General features: G+C 59.2%; 17 protein-coding genes. 14 read left to right on the forward strand and 3 right to left on the reverse strand.

Annotated features, from left to right (window positions below; all coding sequences use genetic code 11):
* Positions 1–25: 25 nt before the first annotated feature.
* A complete protein-coding gene (locus DA915_RS13075) occupies positions 26–1,642 on the forward strand; it encodes an FAD-dependent oxidoreductase (RefSeq protein ID WP_107676047.1) in 1,617 nt (538 codons plus the stop codon).
* The gene (locus tag DA915_RS13080) at positions 1,642–1,962 is read left to right on the forward strand and encodes a ferredoxin family protein (RefSeq protein WP_003504133.1); all 321 of its coding nucleotides are present in this window, start codon (positions 1,642–1,644) and stop codon (positions 1,960–1,962) included. Before DA915_RS13075 ends, DA915_RS13080 begins: the two co-directional genes overlap by 1 nt.
* A 123-nt stretch (positions 1,963–2,085) precedes the next feature.
* Here the strand turns inward: DA915_RS13080 and DA915_RS13085 are convergent, their stop codons facing one another.
* Complete coding sequence (locus DA915_RS13085; RefSeq protein ID WP_107676048.1) at positions 2,086–3,132, reverse strand: substrate-binding domain-containing protein; 1,047 nt, start codon at positions 3,130–3,132, stop codon at positions 2,086–2,088.
* A 367-nt stretch (positions 3,133–3,499) separates the two neighbouring features.
* Here DA915_RS13085 and DA915_RS13090 point away from each other — a divergent pair, with 367 nt between their 5' ends.
* The 5 genes from DA915_RS13090 to DA915_RS13110 all read left to right on the forward strand — a co-directional run bounded on the left by DA915_RS13090 (position 3,500) and on the right by DA915_RS13110 (position 9,800).
* Complete coding sequence (locus DA915_RS13090; RefSeq protein WP_107676049.1) at positions 3,500–4,981, forward strand: sugar ABC transporter ATP-binding protein; 1,482 nt, start codon at positions 3,500–3,502, stop codon at positions 4,979–4,981.
* On the forward strand, positions 4,981–6,015 hold the full coding sequence (locus DA915_RS13095) for an ABC transporter permease (protein ID WP_003504127.1): 1,035 nt from the start codon (positions 4,981–4,983) through the stop codon (positions 6,013–6,015). The genes DA915_RS13090 and DA915_RS13095 overlap by 1 nt, the downstream gene beginning before the upstream one ends.
* 33 nt (positions 6,016–6,048) lie before the next feature.
* Complete coding sequence (locus DA915_RS13100) at positions 6,049–7,095, forward strand: substrate-binding domain-containing protein (RefSeq protein WP_107676050.1); 1,047 nt, start codon at positions 6,049–6,051, stop codon at positions 7,093–7,095.
* 67 nt (positions 7,096–7,162) lie between these two features.
* On the forward strand, positions 7,163–8,416 hold the full coding sequence (locus DA915_RS13105) for an LVIVD repeat-containing protein (RefSeq protein WP_107676051.1): 1,254 nt from the start codon (positions 7,163–7,165) through the stop codon (positions 8,414–8,416).
* Between the two features lie 226 nt (positions 8,417–8,642).
* On the forward strand, positions 8,643–9,800 hold the full coding sequence (locus DA915_RS13110) for an esterase (protein WP_107676052.1): 1,158 nt from the start codon (positions 8,643–8,645) through the stop codon (positions 9,798–9,800).
* Between the two features lie 356 nt (positions 9,801–10,156).
* On the opposite strand, the gene DA915_RS29445 is transcribed toward DA915_RS13110, so the two are convergent.
* Entirely contained in the window at positions 10,157–10,303 is a 147-nt protein-coding gene (locus DA915_RS29445; protein WP_107676087.1) for an RHS repeat-associated core domain-containing protein, read from the reverse strand.
* A 436-nt stretch (positions 10,304–10,739) separates the two neighbouring features.
* Here DA915_RS29445 and DA915_RS13120 point away from each other — a divergent pair, with 436 nt between their 5' ends.
* Genes DA915_RS13120 through DA915_RS13145 form a run of 6 tightly spaced genes read left to right on the forward strand, consistent with a single transcriptional unit; the run spans position 10,740 to position 16,419 of the window.
* Entirely contained in the window at positions 10,740–11,768 is a 1,029-nt protein-coding gene (locus DA915_RS13120; protein ID WP_107676088.1) for a LacI family DNA-binding transcriptional regulator, read from the forward strand.
* 32 nt (positions 11,769–11,800) lie between these two features.
* Positions 11,801–12,754, forward strand: coding sequence for a substrate-binding domain-containing protein (locus DA915_RS13125; protein WP_107676053.1), 954 nt, complete (start codon positions 11,801–11,803; stop codon positions 12,752–12,754).
* Positions 12,751–13,554 (forward strand): ATP-binding cassette domain-containing protein, encoded by an 804-nt coding sequence (locus DA915_RS13130; RefSeq protein ID WP_107676054.1) that lies wholly within the window; start codon positions 12,751–12,753, stop codon positions 13,552–13,554. The genes DA915_RS13125 and DA915_RS13130 overlap by 4 nt, the downstream gene beginning before the upstream one ends.
* Positions 13,551–14,555: an ABC transporter permease gene (locus DA915_RS13135; protein WP_107676055.1), complete on the forward strand. Its 1,005-nt coding sequence runs from the start codon at positions 13,551–13,553 to the stop codon at positions 14,553–14,555. Before DA915_RS13130 ends, DA915_RS13135 begins: the two co-directional genes overlap by 4 nt.
* Before the next feature lie 4 nt (positions 14,556–14,559).
* Positions 14,560–15,627, forward strand: coding sequence for a phosphotriesterase (locus DA915_RS13140; RefSeq protein ID WP_107676056.1), 1,068 nt, complete (start codon positions 14,560–14,562; stop codon positions 15,625–15,627).
* A 24-nt stretch (positions 15,628–15,651) separates the two neighbouring features.
* The gene (locus DA915_RS13145; RefSeq protein WP_107676057.1) at positions 15,652–16,419 is read left to right on the forward strand and encodes a glutamine amidotransferase; all 768 of its coding nucleotides are present in this window, start codon (positions 15,652–15,654) and stop codon (positions 16,417–16,419) included.
* 12 nt (positions 16,420–16,431) lie between these two features.
* Here the strand turns inward: DA915_RS13145 and DA915_RS13150 are convergent, their stop codons facing one another.
* Positions 16,432–17,328, reverse strand: coding sequence for a ribokinase (locus DA915_RS13150; RefSeq protein ID WP_107676058.1), 897 nt, complete (start codon positions 17,326–17,328; stop codon positions 16,432–16,434).
* Between the two features lie 24 nt (positions 17,329–17,352).
* Here DA915_RS13150 and DA915_RS13155 point away from each other — a divergent pair, with 24 nt between their 5' ends.
* A complete protein-coding gene (locus DA915_RS13155) occupies positions 17,353–18,195 on the forward strand; it encodes a BtpA/SgcQ family protein (protein ID WP_107676059.1) in 843 nt (280 codons plus the stop codon).
* The last annotated feature ends 7 nt before the right edge of the window (positions 18,196–18,202 follow it).

The following is an 18,202-nucleotide window of genomic DNA, read 5'->3' on the forward strand; positions in this document are numbered from 1 at the left end:
TTTCTTCGCTGAAAGGATGCCTGCCATGAGCCTGCCCTTGCAAGACGCCCGCTCCACACTTTCAACCACGACCGAAATCACCTGCGATGTGCTCGTCATCGGCGGCGGTCCGGCCGGCTGCTGGGCGGCGCTGGAAGCGGCCGGTGCCGGAGCGCGCGTTGTTCTGGTTGACAAGGGCTACTGCGGCAGTTCCGGCGCAACGGCCTCTGCCGGCACGCAAATCTGGTATGTGCCACCGGATGAAGCCGCGCGGGATGCTGCCATGGCAAGCCGCGAGGCAATGGGCGGCTATCTTTCCGAACGGTCATGGATGGCCCCGGTGCTCGACAAGACTTTCGAAAGCGTCAACCGGCTGGCGGACTGGGGTTATCCCTTTCCCAGCGACGAGAAAGGCGAGCAGCAGCGCATCTCCGTTCAGGGACCGGAATATATGCGGCTTTTGCGTCGTCGGGTGAAAAATGCAGGCGTCACCATTCTCGATCATCACCCCGCAACCCGGCTGCTGACAGAAGGCGGGCGCGTCGTTGGCGCAACCGGCCTGCGGCGGCAACAGGGCGGGCAATGGCGTATCGCCGCCGGAGCGGTGGTGCTGGCAACAGGCGGCTGCGCCTTCATGAGCAAGGCGCTCGGCTGTGATGTTTTGACCGGGGATGGCTATTTGATGGGCGCCGAGGCGGGTGCAGAACTATCCGGCATGGAATTCTCTTCGGCCTATGCGATTTCACCCGCCTTCGCCTCGATCACAAAAACGGCTCTCTACCGTTTCGCACAGTTTTATCACAGGGACCACAGCCTGATAGAAGGCGCGGGCTCCGCCAAGGGTCGCTCGATCATCGCCCGCACCCTGCTTTCGCAACCCGTCTATGCCCGACTCGATCTTGCCGAAACCGACGAGGTGAAGGCGATCCTGCGACGCGCACAGCCAAATTTCTTCGTGCCGTTCGATCGTCGCGGCATTGATCCCTTCACCGAGTTCTTTGAGATCAAGCTTCGGCTGGAAGGCACAGTGCGCGGCACCGGTGGACTGCGGCTGACCGGGCTCGACTGCGCAACAACGGTTGCCGGCCTTTATGCCGCTGGCGACAATGCCACTCGCGAGCCAATCTGTGGTGGTTTCACCGGCGGCGGCAGTCACAATGCAGCCTGGGCAATTTCCACCGGCGCCTTCGCCGGCGCCTCAGCCGCGGCCTTCGCCCGCGAAAAGGAGGCGCGATCGGGGAGCGATCTTCCGCAACCGACCACGAAAACCACAGCGTACCGGGAGACTGTCGACCCCGCAGCCATCATCAAGGCAGTACAGGACGAGGTCTTTCCCCTCGAAATCAATTATTTCCGCACGCATTCCGGCCTTTCGGCAGCATTGACGCGGCTTGACGCCCTATGGATAGAGACCGCCGCTGCTACGGTGACCGACGAAAGCCAGATACTGTCGCTGCATCAGGCGCAGGCGATGATCGCTACCGCGCGCTTCATGTATCGCGCTGCCTTGGCGCGCACGGAAACGCGCGGCATGCACCGGCGCGACGATTTTCCGAAGCAGGATCCCGCCCAGCATCACCGGCTCATTCTCAGCGGCCTCGATGTGATCGCCATCCGGCGGGAAACCGTTGATCCCGGCATTTACAAGGAGGCAGCGGAATAATGATCGAGGTTCTGGATAAAGACGCCTGCACGGACTGCAATCTCTGCGTTCAGGTATGCCCCACCAATGTCTTCGAGGCGATGCCGGAAGGCCCGCCCGTCATACTGCGGCAGGATTCCTGCCAGACATGTTTCATGTGCGAGGCCTATTGCCCGGTGGATGCGCTTTATGTCGATCCGGATGCCGAGGCCGTACACGGCCTGACACTGGACAGCGTGCGGGCGAGCAATCTCTTCGGCAGTTACAGAAAGGCCATTGGCTGGCACAAGGACACGCGTCAACGCCGCCACATCGACGATCACTTCCGACTTCCACAATGACCTCGACGCACTCACGGCGTCGTTTCGGCGGGGAGCCGACGGCGCTCCCATGGCATATCCAGAAAGGAAACCGCCCCGGCACGGCAGGCCGGGGCGGTTCCGATATCCGTGTTTCCAGGCAGTTTAAAAGGCTGCGGCTGGTATCCAGCTCGCTGTGGCGGCTGTGCTGGTCGAGAAGGCGGGAATTTTCTTCGCAAGTTCTTCAATGGTTTTCACGTCTGCCGACCGTAACTGCTCCTGCGTAACAAGAACCGGATCGACAACGATGTTTCTCGGCACGTTCTCGCCAGCGATTTCGAGTGCGGCGGCGCGTACCGACACTGCACCCACGACAGCCGGGTTGGTCGCCGCAGTTGCCATCCATGGACTGCCCGGCTCAACGATTTCCTGAATATCGGCCGTAGAAATATCGGCGGAATAAATCTTGATTTTATCGCTGATGCCGAGATCGGCCGTCGCCAGTTTGACGCCGCGGGCAAATTCGTCATAGGGTGCGAAAATCACCGAAATTTCCGGATTGGCGCGCAGAACGGCCTTGGCCTGATCCGCCGTCGCCGCTGCGGTCGTATCGCTGACCGTTCCGAACCGGGCTTTCTCGACAATGCCCTTGTTGGCGGCCTTTACCTTGTCCCATACTTCGTTGCGGCGGTCGAGCGGTGCGAAGCCCGCCACATAGGCATAACCGGCCTCAAACTTCGTACCATTGTCCTTCAGCGCCTGATCAAGCGCCAGCTCGGCGAGGCGATGATCCGACTGCTCGACTTGCGGGATCTTCGGATTGTTGAGGTTCACATCGAAAGCAACGACCTTGATGCCCTTATCCAGCGCCTGCTGAACCACATCCGTCAGCGATTCCGGCTGGCCATGGTCGATGATGATAGCCTGAACGCCGAGATTGATCGCTTGCAGGATCTGCTCGCGCTGCTGCGCCGCATCCTGTCTGCCGGGGAATATCCGCAGGTCGGCGCCCAGCGCCCTGGCCTGTGCTTCGGCACCGGACTGATAGGCTTGGAAGAAATCGCCGGCGGAAATATAGCTGATCAGTGCGATCTTGACGCCGCCCTTGTCGAAAGGGTCAGGCGCGCCTTTCAATCCTTCCGCCCCCGCCACCCCGGCGGCCAGTAGCGAAGGCAAAAGCGCAAGGGCGAGATAACCGGGTTTCAAAGACATCGGGATTTTTCTCCAATTGGATGGCAGCTGCATGAGTCATCAAATTAAGAGCATATAATCTATCGTTTTTATGGGTTTAAAATTGCTATTTTGCACGGGATAGCGAGTTTTCTTTTGTTCGCAAGACGCGCGCGGGGAGAGGTTTTTCTCATGACAGGGAAGACGAGCGTACCCCATGGCGCCCGGGAGAGCAGCGGATGTCTCATGGCCGGTGCGGCGTAAAATTGATGAATTTCAAAACCTTGGAGCACATGTCGGAAGGCGCGGAAATTTATTCCATGCTTTGGCAACACAATAGAAGGCCCATTCTTGTTTGCCACAGCAAAAGTATTACCAAACTGGATTGTTACAGGATGGATTTCCGCACATGCCCCTTCTCGACGTTCAAAATATCTCGCAAGCCTTCGGTTCCACGAAGGCCTTGGTCGATGCTCACCTTACGATCGAAGCGGGTGAAGTCGTCGCGCTGATGGGCGCGAATGGCGCTGGAAAATCCACACTCGTCAAAATCCTCTCCGGGCTTTATCGGCCCGATGCCGGAACGATGATATGGCAGGGCAAGCCATTTTCACCGCAGAGCCCGGCGGATGCGGCGGCGCAGGGCATCGTGACAGTGCACCAATCGACGGATGTGGTGGGCATTCCGGGGCTGACGGTCGCTGATGCGCTTCTGCTCAACCATTTCGTCGATGGCCGTCATCCTTTCTTTCTGTCGAAAAAATCCGTCCGTCGGCAAGCGGCGGCGATTCTTGCCGAAACCGGCTTCGATCTGCCGCTTAACCGGGATTTCGAAACACTGAGCGCCGCCGACCGGCAGCAGGTTGCCATTGCCCGCGCGCTGGCGAACAAGGCCCGGCTGATCATTCTCGACGAACCGACGGCCAGCCTATCCTTTCGCGAATCCGCCCGTCTTTACGATCTCGTGCGCTCCCTGAAAGCGCGCGGGATCGGTGTTCTCTATATTTCGCACCGGACCGCCGACCTCGAAGCGCTCGCGGACCGGGTCGAAATCCTGCGGGGCGGGCGCAATGTCGGCTCCTTTGTGCGGCCTGTCGATTTCAACGCCGCCATTGAAACCATGATCGGCCGCTCACTGAATGCAGCGCGGCCGGACCGGCGACGCGATTTCGAAAAAACGGTGCTGCGACTGGAGAATACGCATCTGCTGCCGGAAAGCGCGCCCTTTTCCCTTTCCGTTCGGGAGGGAGAGGTGGTTGCCATCACCGGCGTTCTCGGCGCCGGCAAAAGCCGTCTTCTGTCCACGCTGTTCGGTCTTGGCGCCTTCTCGGGCGGACAGGCATTGCTGGATGGAAAGGCCTATGCGCCGGGCGGCCCCGCCGAAGCAATCGCCTCCGGCGTGGTGATGGCCGCCGAGGATCGGCACAGGTCTTCCTTCATCCATGCCGACTGGCCGGGCGAAAGCGTCGCCGCAACGATCAGCCTGCCGCATCTCAAAAAATGGTATCCGTCCGGCTTCCTCCTATCCAACCGGGAAAAGGAGGAAGGGCAGAAAGCGATCCATCGCCTGTCGATCAAGGCGCAATCAGCGGACGCCTCCATCTGGTCGCTTTCGGGCGGCAACCAGCAAAAGGTCGTCATCGGCCGGTGGGAGGCCGAACCCAGCCGTCTGCTTTTGCTGGACGAACCGTTTCAGGGCGTCGATGTCGGCGCGCGGCAGGATATCATTGCCGCCATTCGCCATCATTCCGAGCGAGCCACCCTCATCGCCACCTCCGACCCGGAAGAGGCCTATGAAGTGGCCGACCGGGTACTCGTCATGGATGGCCACACCCTTCTTGAACAAACCAACGATGCCGGAACGCCGCATCTTCACAAGGAACCTGCCTGATGGTTGATGGCGCGAGAGATATTTCAGAACAATCAAAAGAAGCGGGGACACTGGAAAGCCTGCGAAACGCGATAAGGCGCGGTGCGGTTTTCCTGCTGCTGGCGGCGATGGTCGTCGGCTTTTCACTCGCTCAGCCCGCCTTCATCAACATCAACAATCTCATGAGCATCCTGCAGGCGGTCTCCGTCGTCGCCATCATCGGCGCGGGCGTCAGCATCACGCTTGCGATCAACGGTTTCGACCTGTCGGTCGGGGCGGTAGCGGCATCGAGCGTCATGGCTGCAAGCTATGCCATGATAGTGCTTGGGCTGAACGCCTGGCAGACGGTGCCGCTGGTGCTGGCCTTTGGCGCGCTTGTCGGTCTTGCCAATGCTTTCCTGATCGTCAGGCTCAAGGTGCCGGATCTGCTCGCCACCCTCGCCACCATGTTTCTGCTGACAGGTCTCCAGCTAATTCCCACGGCTGGCCGCTCCATCTCCGTCGGCCTCATCCTGCCTGACGGTTCGACTGCAAGCGGCAAATACGATCCCGCCTTCCTGACGATCGGCCGCTCCAGCCTGTTCGGTTTCATTCCCCTGCCCGTGGTGCTGATGGCCATCGTCGCCATCGTTCTCTTCATCCTGACCGAAAAAACGAGGCTCGGCCGTCTGATCTATGCCACCGGCGGCAATGAAACGGCCGCGCGGCTTGCCGGTGCCAATGTCGACAGGATCAAGACCTTCGCCTACGTGCTGTCGGGCACGCTCGCAGCCCTTGGCGGCATCATCGTCGCCGCCCGCGTTGGCCGGGGCGATGTGTCCTCCGGCGCCTCGCTGCTGATGGATTCGGTCGCAGCCGCGCTGATCGGCTTTGCGGTTCTGGCGCTGCGCCGCCCGAACGTTCTCGGCACGCTTGTCGGCGCCGTTTTTGTCGGCGTGCTGCTCAATGGCCTCACCATGCTGAATGCGCCTTATTACACGCAGGACTTCATCAAGGGTGCCGTTCTGGTTGGTGCGCTGGCGCTGACCTACGGCGTTGCCCGCACGAAAATCTGATCTCTTCAATATCCGTCCAGAGAAGTGGAAACCATGTTCAAGACCGTCAAGAAACTGGCTGCGGCCGTCATTTCGCTTACCCTCGTCTCCACCACCAGCGCCTTTTCCGCCGGCATCGAAGGTGCCCCGGCACCCTTCGACAAGAAGACCGTCAACATCGCCGTCGTCAGTTTCCTCGGCAGCGGCGACTGGCTGCAGGCTTTCGAGGCGGGCGTCAAGCGGCAGGCAGATACGCTGGGCGTCAAACTCACCGTCTCCCAGGCCCGCAACGACAACGACACGCAGAGAAACCTCGTCGAGCAGGCCATCAATCTCGGCGTTGACGGCATCATCATCAATAACGGCCGCCCGGAAGTGCTGAAGGACGTGGCGCAAAAGGCGCTCGACAAGGGCATCAAGGTCGTCGCCTATGACGTCAACCTCGAGAACCCGCAAATTCCGCAGATCGAGCAGAGCGACAGGGATATGGCCAAGCTCGTTCTGGATCAGGCCGTGAAGGACAAGGGTGAGGGCTTCGTCGGCGGGGCCGTCTATGTCGCCGGCTTTGCGCCCCTCGACCGGCGTTACGCCGTGTGGAAGGACTTCATCGGTAAACACAATCTGAAGGAAAAGGCCGTGTGGGGCGTCGTCAACGATACGGTACCGGCCTCCATCGCAGACCAGACCAAGGCCATTCTGCGCGCCAATCCGGATATTTCCGTCATCTTCACCCCGTGGGATGAATTCGCCAAGGGTGCAAAGCTCGCCATCGATGAACTCGGCCTGTCACAGCAGGTGAAGATTTACGGCGTCGATATTTCGACGGCGGACATCCAGCTCATCACCGAGCCCGACAGCGCCTGGGTCGCCACCGCCGCAACAAACGCCGCCGTCGTCGGCGAAGTGTCGGTCCGCGCCGTCTCGCTCTCGATCGCCGGGCAGTTCCCCGGCCGGTCGGTCCTGTTGCAGCCGACCCTCATCACCCGCGACGATCTGGTGAAGAACGACATCGGCACCATCGAGGATCTCCAGAAGAAATTCCCGGCGTTTCTGAAGAGCGACGCCGCGACCGCCTCGTGGATCCCCGCCGTCCAGCACTGATCGCCTTCGCCAATATGCGCCGCCACTGATCGGCGGCGCTTTTCCTGTCGCAACGCAAGAGCACATCATGGCCGCCCCAGACATTCCGACTCCCGATTTCGCCCGCAACATGAAACTCATCGGCCATAGCGATATCGGTGGTCGTGGCGATGGCCTGCAATTGATGGTCCATCGCGGTTACGCCTATGTGGCGCATCCGTGGTCGCAGGGTTTTTCGATCATCGACGTCCGCGATGCCAAAAACCCTCTCGTCGTCAACTACATGCAGGCCCCGGCCAACACCTGGAACATTCATCTCCAGACCCATGATGACCTGCTGCTGGTCATCAACGCGCTCGATCTTTTCGCCGATGTCCAGTCCTTCACCGACGAAAAGGCCTATTACACCAAATCGGTCGGCGAGACGGTCGCTGCGGAAAAAAGGCAGCGGGTGTGGACCGCGGGCATGACCGTGTTCGACATCTCGACACCCGACAAGCCCCGGAAAATCGGGCAGCTGGATGTCGACGGCATCGGTTTCCATCGCCTGTGGTATGTGGGCGGGCGTTATGCCTATGCCTCCGCGCTGCTGGATGGTTTTTCCGACTACATCTTCGTCACCATCGACCTTGCCGATCCGACAAAGCCGCAATTGCTGGGCCGCTGGTGGCTGCCGGGCATGAACACGGTCGAGGGTGAAAAACCGGCATGGGGCGAGGGAAAACGATATGCCCTGCATCACGCTCTGGTGCATGGCGACACCGCCTATGCCTGCTGGCGCGATGGCGGCCTGACCCTGCTCGATGTCAGCGATCATTCCGCTCCCAAACTCATCGCACACCGCAACTGGTCACCACCCTATGGCGGCGGCACCCATTCCCCACTTCCCCTGCCCGACCGCGAACTGCTGGTCGTTGCCGATGAGGCGGTGCTTGATAATGAGGAGGACGGGCGCAAGCATACCTGGATTTTCGATATCCGTGCCCCGGAAAACCCGGTCAGCATCTCGACATTCCCGATCCCCAACGAGATCGATTACAGGAAAAAGGGTGGTCATTTCGGGCCGCACAATCTGCATGAAAACCGACCGGGGTCCTTCGTATCGGAAACACTGATCTTCGCCACCTGGCAGAATGCCGGCATCCGCGCTTTTGATATATCCGACCCCTATCATCCCGTTGAAACCGGCGCGCTCGTTCCGGCAGGGCCAGCAGCAATGACTGACCGACGTCCCGGCCGGCCGAAAGTCATCCAATCGGCGGACGTCTTCGTTGATGCCAATGGTCTGATCTATGCGACCGACTACAATGCCGGGCTGGAAATCATCGAATATGGCGGTTGAAGACAATAGCAATGCATAAAAAGTAAACTCGCCTCAATGCCTTCAGCATGAACTGCATCGGCCACAACAATCATGGTCTGTGGGCTCGTCCGCACGACGATCGGTAACCGACAACACCATCGCCTATTGGACCAAACTTGCCGGCACCTTGGAGCGTGGTGCTTGATAAGGCCGGGTGCCTCTGCCAGTCTCGGCGCGGGGAGCATTTGATCTGGAGGAGGTTTTCATGCGCTTATTCCTGTTTTGCCTTGTTGTCGCCAATTGCATTGTGAGCGAACCCGCTATGGCTTTCGATTTACCTGTAGCACCACCCGCCGACCGTCCGTTGAACGAATTCGTCACCGCCGTCGAAAAAGATGGGTCGATCACCTTTCGGCTCTTTGCACCCAGTGCGAAGTTTGTATCGCTGGCCCTTGGTCAACGCCCTCCACTGGAGATGAAGAAGGCCGAGAATGGTTTGTGGAGCGTAAAGAGTGAAGCGCTGAAACCCAACCTCTATGAATATTACTTCAATGTGGACGGTTTCCGGAGCATTGACACCGGTACCAATTCGCCCAAACCGCAGCGGCAGGTAAATACGAGCCTCATTTTGGTGCCCGGCAGCATTCTCGATATCCGCAACGTTCCCCATGGGGAACTTCGCCTCGTAACGATCCCGTCCAAAGCACTGAAATCCGAGCGACAGACCTATGTCTACACGCCGCCGGGCTACACTAATTCCGCCGAGCCGTTACCCGTGATTTACCTCTATCACGGCTTCGGAGACACGGTCGCCTCCTGGGTCAGCCAAGGCCGCGCACCGCAGATTCTCGACAACCTGCTGGCTGAAAAGAAAACTGAGCCGATGATTGTCGTCATCCCGGATACCGAGGCCGATATTCCCGAAGCGATCCCCGAAAACTTTCCCGGAGCCGACCGCCGCAAGAACTTTTACCCACTGAACGCTGCAGCGGTTGACCGGGAACTGATGGAGGACCTTATTCCTTATATGAAGCAACACTACCGCGTGCGCGACGACGCCGACGGGCGCGCTGTCGTTGGCCTTTCGCAAGGCGGCTATCAGGCGCTGGTCTCCGGCCTGACCCACCTCGGCACATTCGGTTGGGTCGCCACTTTCAGCGGCGTTTCAACAACTACCGTGCCGAACACGGCTGTGGACGCAGCGCTGAACGACCCCGAAAAGATCAACAACATCCTGCGCAACTTCACAGTCACTGTCGGCAAGAAGGATGAGGTAACGGGCAAGGATATCGCTGGTCTCAAGACGATACTGGACGAAAAAAAGATCGTACATGATTTCGTGGAATACAAAGACCTGGGGCACGAAATGGACGTCTGGCGCCCTTCGCTCGCGGCGTTCCTGGAAAAGGTGTTTAAGAAGTAATGCCAACCGCCTCGTCGTCTTGCTCTAAAAGAGGCGCTGTGCTGAGGACTGCTGTCCCAATCGATTTTAAGATTCCAGAAACGACGGCTTAACGCCGTCGTTGCGGCCATTGTGTTGTCGAAAAGCTCCCTATTTCGTTACATCGTAAAAATCAGAGAGGCAGTACTGGTATAATCGAGGATTTTGCGACCGCAGAAACCCAATGTAGCTTCGGTGTATCCGGAAAAGATTGACGCATTCGTCACTTCCGCTCCTGTTCCCGCCCGGGAATCTAGCGCGGAAAACTCCAATCAGAAACGATCCAGTTTCTAGGGGTCAGAGCACTTCCCTCAACTGCCGCGTAACTCGCACTATGGTCACCTGCAGACAATCCCGGGGGCAACATCATTTAAGGGATTATTGCGAGCGTAGGCATGTAGATGTGCGTCGTCATCGGCGCCAATCGGGTTCGGCTCGAGGAGCCGGCCAAGCGAAGGGGAATAAAACCGGGCATGATTTAATATAGCCCCGTTTCAAGGTCTAATCGCTGCCCGGCAATCGATAAGCGGCGGTGTTCGTCCCGGCGCGACGGCCGAAAGGATCGAAGCACGCAATACAAGCCGCGCAACCTTCCTGACTCCATCCAGTTCGCATCTGGTTGCGATCTTGTGAGTCTCGCCAGGGCTTGCTGCCTGGCTATCAGGACGCTCATCACAGATGGAAGCGATCGCGAAGAGGAAGGTCTGCGATCCGCCGCTCTCAACAACAGGCACCGTGCCATCTGGATTCTCCTTTGCATCCCGCACGCGTCACGCCACAGAAAAATTTCAGGAAACGATAAAACCGTGTTGACACTGCAGGTCTTTTGGATTTTCTTGTAAACCGGTTTAGTAAATCGCTTTACAAACCACACAGAGGTCGAAAAGGCCCGAATTGAGCGGAACAGAAAGCGGGAGTATGATGGCGCGTAACCATGCGACCAGTCTGAAGGATGTTGCCCAGGCGGCAGGCGTTTCCGTCGCGACCGTATCGCGTCTGTTGAACGGCACGCTGGAATTGCCCTCGGAGACAAAAACGCGGATCGAGACCGCCATTCGGGAGCTCAATTACGTTCCCAATCCCCACGCCAGGCGCTTGAGCCGGGGCCGCTCGGATACGATCGGTCTGGTCGTTCCCGACATTGGCAATCCATTTTTCGGAATGCTGGTCGCCGCCGTGGAAGAGGAAGCCGACAGGCGCGGCCTTGCCCTGTCGCTCTTTGCGACGTTGAACCGAAAGGGTCGCGAATTGTCGTATCTGAGATTACTCGCACGCAATCACGTCGATGGTCTCGTCTTCATCACCAACCATCCCAATACCGATGAACTGGCAGAACTGATCAACACAACCGGCAAGGTGGTGGTCGTCGATGAAGACGTTCCCGGCGCGACCGTGCCGAAACTCTTCTGCGACAATGAACAGGGTGGCCGTCTGGCCGGTGAGCATCTGGCGGAAAACGGGCACAGCCGGGTTCTCTATATTGGCGGGCCGGAAGAGATGATCAGCACCGAACGCCGTTTTCGCGGCCTGACATCCGCCCTTGCCGAACGGATATCCGCGGCAGAGCTTTCCATTTCCCGATATTGCGGCGCCTATACGGTGGAGTTCGGTCGGGCGGCAGCGCGCCGGTTCATTGACGAGGGCCGGCCTGCAACGGCAGTGTTTGCGAGCTCGGACGAAATCGCCATCGGCTTTGTTGAAGTGCTGCGTTCTGAGGGCGTACGCATCCCGCGGGATGTTTCGATGATCGGTTTCGATGATGTCGGGCCGCTGCATCTGTTTGCGCCGCCGCTCACCGCCATTCGCCAGCCTGTCAGCGCGATCGGCCAGCGCGCCCTGTCGCTTCTGCTTGAAACCAATTGGGATCAGGACACTCCGTTGCTGTCGGAGGAACTGTTGCCCGTCGAAATCGTCGTGCGTGAATCCGTTGCGCCGCCTGCGATCAAATAAAAAGCAACGAAACCAACAGAGGAAGAACGATAATGCTGAATTTTAAACGTCGATATTTTTCTGCAGCACTCGCTGCGACCGTTCTTGCCGGCGCGACCTTGTCTGCCGGTCTCGCCAACGCCGCCGAAAAGACCATTGCCCTGGTCCAGATCAACCAGCAGGCCCTGTTTTTCAACCAGATGAATGCGGGCGCCGAAAAAGCTGCGAAGGAAGCCGGCGTCAAGCTGGTGATCTTTAACGCCAACAATGACCCGGCAGCACAGAACAGCGCCATCGAAACCTATATCCAGCAGAAGGTGGATGGCATTGCCGTCGTCGCCATCGATGTCAACGGTATCATGCCGGCCGTAAAGCAGGCAGCTGCCGCCAATATTCCCGTCGTCGCGATTGACGCCATTTTGCCGGAAGGTCCGCAGCAGGCGCAGATCGGCGTGGATAACGGCAAGGCGGGTGCCGACATGGGGAAATTCTTCCTCGATTACGTGAAGTCCGACATGGGCGGCAAGGCCAAGATCGGCGTCGTCGGCGCGCTGAATTCCTTTATTCAGAACATCCGCCAGAAGGGCTTTGAAGAGACCATCAAGGACAAGGCCGGCATTACGGCCGCCGGCGTCGTCGATGGCCAGAATGTTCAGGACACAGCACTTTCGGCCGCCGAAAACCTGATTACCGGTAGTCCGGACATGACCGCCATTTACGCCACGGGTGAGCCGGCCCTTCTGGGCGCGGTCGCCGCGGTTGAAAGCCAGAGCAAGCAGAAAGACATCAAGGTCTTTGGTTGGGACCTGACCAAGCAGGCGATCGCCGGCATCGATGCGGGCTATGTCGCAGGCGTCATCCAGCAGGACCCTGCTGCGATGGGCGCCGCTGCGGTCAAGGCGCTCAAGACTGTTTCCGATGGCGGCACCGTCGAAAAGACCATCGCCGTGCCGATTACCATCGTCACCAAGGCCAATGTCGAGCCCTACCGCGCGGTTTTCAAATGATGATGGCCGGACAGCACACAGGCGCTGTCGATGGTGCCGGGGGAGATATTCTCTCCCGGCAGCCCGATCGTGAAGCGCGTATCTCACTGCGCAATATCCGCAAGACATTCGGCTCGCATCAGGCGCTTCGCGGTGTCGATCTCGATATCTTTCCCGGCGAATGCCTCGGTCTCGTCGGTGACAATGCGGCAGGTAAGTCAACTCTCACCAAGGTGATTTCCGGCACCTACATTCCAGACGACGGCACGATCACGATGGAAGGTGAAGCCATTCGCTTTTCAGGCCCCGCAGATGCCCGCAACCGCAACATCGAAATGGTCTTCCAGGATCTCAGCCTTTGCGACCATATCGATGTCGTGGGCAATCTCTTTCTCGGGCGAGAAATCACAAAGGGTCCGTTTCTCGACCGTCCCAAAATGCTGTCGGAAGCCCGTAAGATGCTGGATGCACTGGAAATCCGCATTCCGCGTCTCACCGCCAAGGTGGAGAAACTCTCCGGCGGCCAGCGGCAGGCAATCGCCATTGCGCGTGCGGCCTCCTTCAATCCGAAGGTCCTGATCATGGACGAGCCGACATCGGCGCTTGCCGTTGCGGAGGTGGAAGCGGTTCTTTCGCTCATCAATCGCGTCAAGGCAAAGGGCGTGTCGGTCATTCTCATTACCCACCGCCTTCAGGATCTGTTTCGGGTCTGCGACCGCATCGCCGTCATGTATGAGGGCACCAAGGTGGCGGAACGCCAGATCAACGACACCAGTCTCGAGGATCTCGTCCGCCTAATCGTGGGAGGGCAACGTCATTGACCGTCTACACTGAACGCGCCAAAGGTTCGCCGCTCTCGGATTTCTTTGCCGAGAATGCACAAGTGCTCTCGATTGCGGCATTCTTTGCCCTTTGCATGGTATTCTTCTCCGTAACCACGGATACGTTTCTCACGGCCGGCAACCTTCTGAATGTCGTCCGTCAGGCAGCACCCATCCTGATCGTCTCCGTCGCGATGACATTCGTCATCATCACCGGCGGCATTGATCTGTCAGTCGGCTCGATGGTTGCCCTGATCAATGCCGTCGGGGCCATCCTGCTTGCAGCCGGCTACGCCTGGCCGCTGGTTCTCGTGGCCATGCTGGTGCTCGGCGGAGGACTTGGACTGGTACAGGGGTGGTTCATTGCCTATCAGGGTATTCCGGCCTTTATCGTAACCCTTGCCGGTCTCTCCATCCTGCGCGGCGTGGCTCTCTACATTACACAGGGATATTCCGTACCGATACCGGAGGCACCCGGGTTCTTTTACCTCGGCAGGGGTGATTTCCTCGGCATGCCCGTCCCTGCCCTGATCGGTGTCGTCGTCACCGTGATCGCCTATATCGTCCTTTCGAGCACCCGATATGGCCGTCGTGTGGTAGCCGTCGGCTCCAATCCTGAAGCGGCACGCCGCGTGGGAATGCCCGCCAAGTGGATTCTCGCCTCAGTCTATCTGGCCGCGGGTGTAGCGTCAGCCATTGCCGGCCTCATGATCGCGGCGCGGCTGGGTTCCGGATCCTCAAATGCAGCAGTCGGTTTCGAGCTTCAGGTGGTTGCGGCCGTGGTGCTCGGCGGCACGTCGCTGATGGGCGGCCGCGGCACCATTCTCGGCACGGTGCTCGGAACCATGACCATCGCCGTTATCGGCAACGGTCTTATCCTCATGCACATCTCTCCGTTTTTCACCCAGATCGTGACGGGCGCCATCATCCTTGCCGCCATCTGGCTCAATACGCGCATCTTCACCGCGAACTTCCGCCTTGGCGCGAAGAGAAAGGGTTGATGCGATGAAATCGGAACTGTCTGAAGGGCATATCCGATCGGGAAAGATCATGACTGTGCGAGGCCCGATCGCTGCGGATCAACTCGGCATCACGCTGATGCACGAGCATATTCTTAATGATTGCCGCTGCTGGTGGCATGCTCCCAGGACACCGGAGCGGCAATATCTTGCCGAGGGTTTCGTCTGTATGGAAATCCTGGGCGAGCTGCGTCAGGATCCCTTCGTCAACAAGCACAATATTACGCTGGATGACGAGCCACTTGCGATTGCGGAGCTGAAGGATTTCTCGGCCGCCGGTGGACATACGGTCGTGGAACCCACCTGTCAGGGTATTGGCAGAAATCCTCTGGCTTTGCGGAGGATTTCAGAGGCAACCGGGCTCAGCATCGTCATGGGAGCGGGTTATTACCTTGCATCATCCCACCCTGAAAAGGTGGCGGGGCTCACGGTCGATGCCATAGCCGACGAGATCGTGCAGGAGGCGCTAAGCGGTGTCGATGGGACCGATATCCGCATCGGGCTGATAGGCGAAATCGGGGTTTCCGCGGATTTCACGGCCGCTGAGGAAAAGTCCCTGCGGGGTGCGGCGCAAGCGCATGTCCGTACAGGCCTTCCCCTGATGGTTCATCTACCGGGATGGCTTCGGCTGGGACACAGGGTTCTCGATATCGTCGCGAATGAAGGTGCGGATCTCAACCACACCGTTCTTTGTCACATGAACCCGTCCCACGCCGATATTGCCTACCAGAGCGAACTCGCGGGCCGCGGCGCCTTTATCGAATACGACATGATCGGCATGGATTTTTTCTATGCCGATCAGCAGGTTCAATGCCCCAGTGACGAGGATGCTGCCCGATCGATCATCACGCTGGTGGAAGGCGGTTATCTCGACCGCATTCTGCTGTCCCACGACGTCTTCCTGAAAATGATGCTGACGCGATATGGCGGCAATGGCTACGCCTATATTCTCAAGCATTTCCTGCCGCGCCTGAAACGGCACGGGCTCGACGACGCCACTCTTCAAACCCTTATGCGGGATAATCCGCGCTCGGTCTTCCAGGCGAAGACCTGACGAACCTATGGAAATGGAAAGATCATGACAAAAAAAGTGCTCCTCGTCGGTGAAAGCTGGGTCAGCTCCGCCACCCACTACAAGGGCTTTGATCAGTTTGGCAGCGTCACCTTTCATTTGGGTGCAGAACCGCTGGTGAAGGCGCTGGAAGGCAGCGAATATGAGCTGACTTACATGACCGCCCACGACGCGGTGGAGAAGTTTCCCTTCGAGATGGCAGGGCTTGACGCCTATGACGCCATCATCCTTTCGGATATCGGTGCGAATTCGCTCCTGCTGCCGCCGGCCGTCTGGCTGCAGTCGAAGACCGTGCCGAACCGGCTGAAGCTCATCAAGGCATGGGTGGAAAAAGGTGGTGGCCTGCTGATGGTCGGCGGCTACTTTTCCTTCCAGGGGATTGACGGCAAGGCCCGTTGGCGCCGCACGCCGGTCGAAGATACGCTGCCAGTTACCTGCCTTCCGTGGGACGACCGCGTGGAAATTCCGGAAGGCTCGACGGCCGATATTCTGAAACCCGACCATCCAACCGTCGCGGGCCTCTCCGGCGAGTGGCCGCTTCTGCTTGGGGTGAACGAGGTCGAGGTGCGTGACCGCGCCGATGTCGAGGTGGTCGCCCGGCTGCCGGCAGATCAGGGTTCCCATCCCCTGCTCGTCACCGGACGTTTCGGCAAGGGCCGCACGGCCGCATGGACGTCCGACATTGGTCCGCATTGGCTCTCTCCCGCCTTCTGCGAATGGGATGGGTATGGACGCCTATGGAAGAACATTCTCGGCTGGCTGACGGAAAAGTAGTGACCAGTGCGGCTAAGCCCGCAGAATGGTTATCAGCTCGTCATGGCTGGGAAAGGCATCCTGCGTGCCACGGCGGCCGACCGTGATGGCTGCGGCCCTGGAGGCAGCCTCAAGGGCGCGCGCATCCACGGCGCCACCACGAAGCACCGCGGAGGCTAGCGCAACACCCGTAAAGCAATCGCCGGCCCCCGTGGTGTCGACGATCGTCGCGGGCGCGGCTGGCACCTCGATAGCACCATCGGCGGAGACGAGTACGGAGCCCTGCCCGCCGAGCGTGACGATGACGAGGCCGACACCGGCACGCAGCAGAAAAGCGGCAGCCTCAGCCCCGCTCTTGCCGGTCAGCGCCTCCGCCTCGATACGATTGAGGACGGCGATATCGATGAGCGACAGAACGCCCGCGAACCAGGGTTGCAGGGGTGACGGATTGAAGGCCGTATTCAGCTCCTTCGATCTCGCCGCATTGAGAATGGCGAGGGTTGTTTCTTCCGAGAGATTACCCTGCAAAACGACGAGGTCACCTGATACGGCGTCGCCAAGTGCGTCTAGGGCAGCTTTCTCAGTGAGAGCTGCCGCTGCTGACCGGGTGGTGATGATCGAATTTTCGCCGTCCGGGGTCGTCAGAATGATGGAAATATCGCTGGTGGCGCTGTCGACGGGAATGAGATTTGGTGTCAGGCGCTCACGGGTGAGTGCTTTTCCGATCGCAATGGCACGATCATCCATGCCGACGGCGGCGACCAGAGTGGTTTCGACGCCGCACCGTGAAAGAACAATGGCCTGGTTGCAGCCTTTGCCACCGAGACTGCGCGAGGCCTGCTCGCCGAAGATTGAAGCGCCTGCCTCAGGCAGTGCGGCAATGGAATAGGTTTCATCAAGTGCGATATTGCCGATAACAAAGGCGCGCATGGAGAACTTTCGAAGGGGACTGAAATGCAGACCATATCCGACAACGCGGCCAATGCCATTCAGGAAATTTTCGGTCGAAGCAAGGCACTGATCGGCATGATACATTGCCCGGCCTTTCCGGGGGCGCCGCGTTATCGCAACGCGAACATGGATGCGATCTATGATGCGTGCATGCGTGATGCGGAACGCCTTGTCGAAGGCGGGATGCACGGTCTGATCGTCGAAAATCATGGCGACGTCCCTTTCTCCAAGCCGGATGATATCGGGCCGGAAACGTCAGCCTTCATGAGCGTGGTGACTGACCGCATCGTTCGCGCCGCCGGCGTGCCAGTTGGCATCAACGTGCTGGCCAATGCTCCCATCCCGGCCTTCGCGATCGCCATGGCGGGCGGGGCAAAGTTCATCCGCGTCAATCAATGGGCCAATGCCTATGTGGCCAATGAGGGTTTCATGGAGGGGCGTGCAGCCGAGGCGATGCGCTACCGTTCGCTGCTGAGGGCAGAGCACATCAAGGTTTTTGCCGACAGCCATGTCAAGCATGGAGCCCATGCCATCACGGCGGATCGCAGTATTGATGAACTGACGCGCGACCTCGCCTTCTTCGACGCCGATGGGGTCATCGCAACGGGGCAGCGCACCGGCAACAGTGCATCCTTGGAGGAAATCGAGGAAATCGGTGCGGCTACACATCTGCCGCTACTGGTCGGCTCGGGTGTCAATGAAGGCAATATCGTCGAAATCCTCAAACGCACCAACGGCGTGATCGTGGCCTCATCGCTCAAGGAAGGCGGCGTCTGGTGGAACCCGGTCGAACTGGCGCGGGTACGCTCTTTTGTTGCCGCAGCCCGCCCCGGCCTCGAAGCCTGAGGGGGAG

This window comes from Agrobacterium sp. LAD9, assembly GCF_003031125.1.
GTDB lineage: Bacteria > Pseudomonadota > Alphaproteobacteria > Rhizobiales > Rhizobiaceae > Agrobacterium > Agrobacterium radiobacter.

Excerpts from the sequence above, each read along its gene's own strand:
- DA915_RS13130 (WP_107676054.1), top strand. The coding sequence starts at position 12,751 with ATGATGATGGCCGGACAGCACACAGGCGCTGTCGATGGTGCCGGGGGA.
- DA915_RS13140 (WP_107676056.1), top strand. The coding sequence starts at position 14,560 with ATGAAATCGGAACTGTCTGAAGGGCATATCCGATCGGGAAAGATCATG.
- DA915_RS13150 (WP_107676058.1), bottom strand. The coding sequence starts at position 17,328 with ATGCGCGCCTTTGTTATCGGCAATATCGCACTTGATGAAACCTATTCC.
- DA915_RS13105 (WP_107676051.1), top strand. The coding sequence starts at position 7,163 with ATGGCCGCCCCAGACATTCCGACTCCCGATTTCGCCCGCAACATGAAA.
- DA915_RS13095 (WP_003504127.1), top strand. The coding sequence starts at position 4,981 with ATGGTTGATGGCGCGAGAGATATTTCAGAACAATCAAAAGAAGCGGGG.
- DA915_RS13100 (WP_107676050.1), top strand. The coding sequence starts at position 6,049 with ATGTTCAAGACCGTCAAGAAACTGGCTGCGGCCGTCATTTCGCTTACC.
- DA915_RS13110 (WP_107676052.1), top strand. The coding sequence starts at position 8,643 with ATGCGCTTATTCCTGTTTTGCCTTGTTGTCGCCAATTGCATTGTGAGC.
- DA915_RS13085 (WP_107676048.1), bottom strand. The coding sequence starts at position 3,132 with ATGTCTTTGAAACCCGGTTATCTCGCCCTTGCGCTTTTGCCTTCGCTA.
- DA915_RS13155 (WP_107676059.1), top strand. The coding sequence starts at position 17,353 with ATGCAGACCATATCCGACAACGCGGCCAATGCCATTCAGGAAATTTTC.
- DA915_RS13080 (WP_003504133.1), top strand. The coding sequence starts at position 1,642 with ATGATCGAGGTTCTGGATAAAGACGCCTGCACGGACTGCAATCTCTGC.
- DA915_RS13120 (WP_107676088.1), top strand. The coding sequence starts at position 10,740 with ATGGCGCGTAACCATGCGACCAGTCTGAAGGATGTTGCCCAGGCGGCA.
- DA915_RS13075 (WP_107676047.1), top strand. The coding sequence starts at position 26 with ATGAGCCTGCCCTTGCAAGACGCCCGCTCCACACTTTCAACCACGACC.
- DA915_RS13125 (WP_107676053.1), top strand. The coding sequence starts at position 11,801 with ATGCTGAATTTTAAACGTCGATATTTTTCTGCAGCACTCGCTGCGACC.
- DA915_RS13145 (WP_107676057.1), top strand. The coding sequence starts at position 15,652 with ATGACAAAAAAAGTGCTCCTCGTCGGTGAAAGCTGGGTCAGCTCCGCC.
- DA915_RS13090 (WP_107676049.1), top strand. The coding sequence starts at position 3,500 with ATGCCCCTTCTCGACGTTCAAAATATCTCGCAAGCCTTCGGTTCCACG.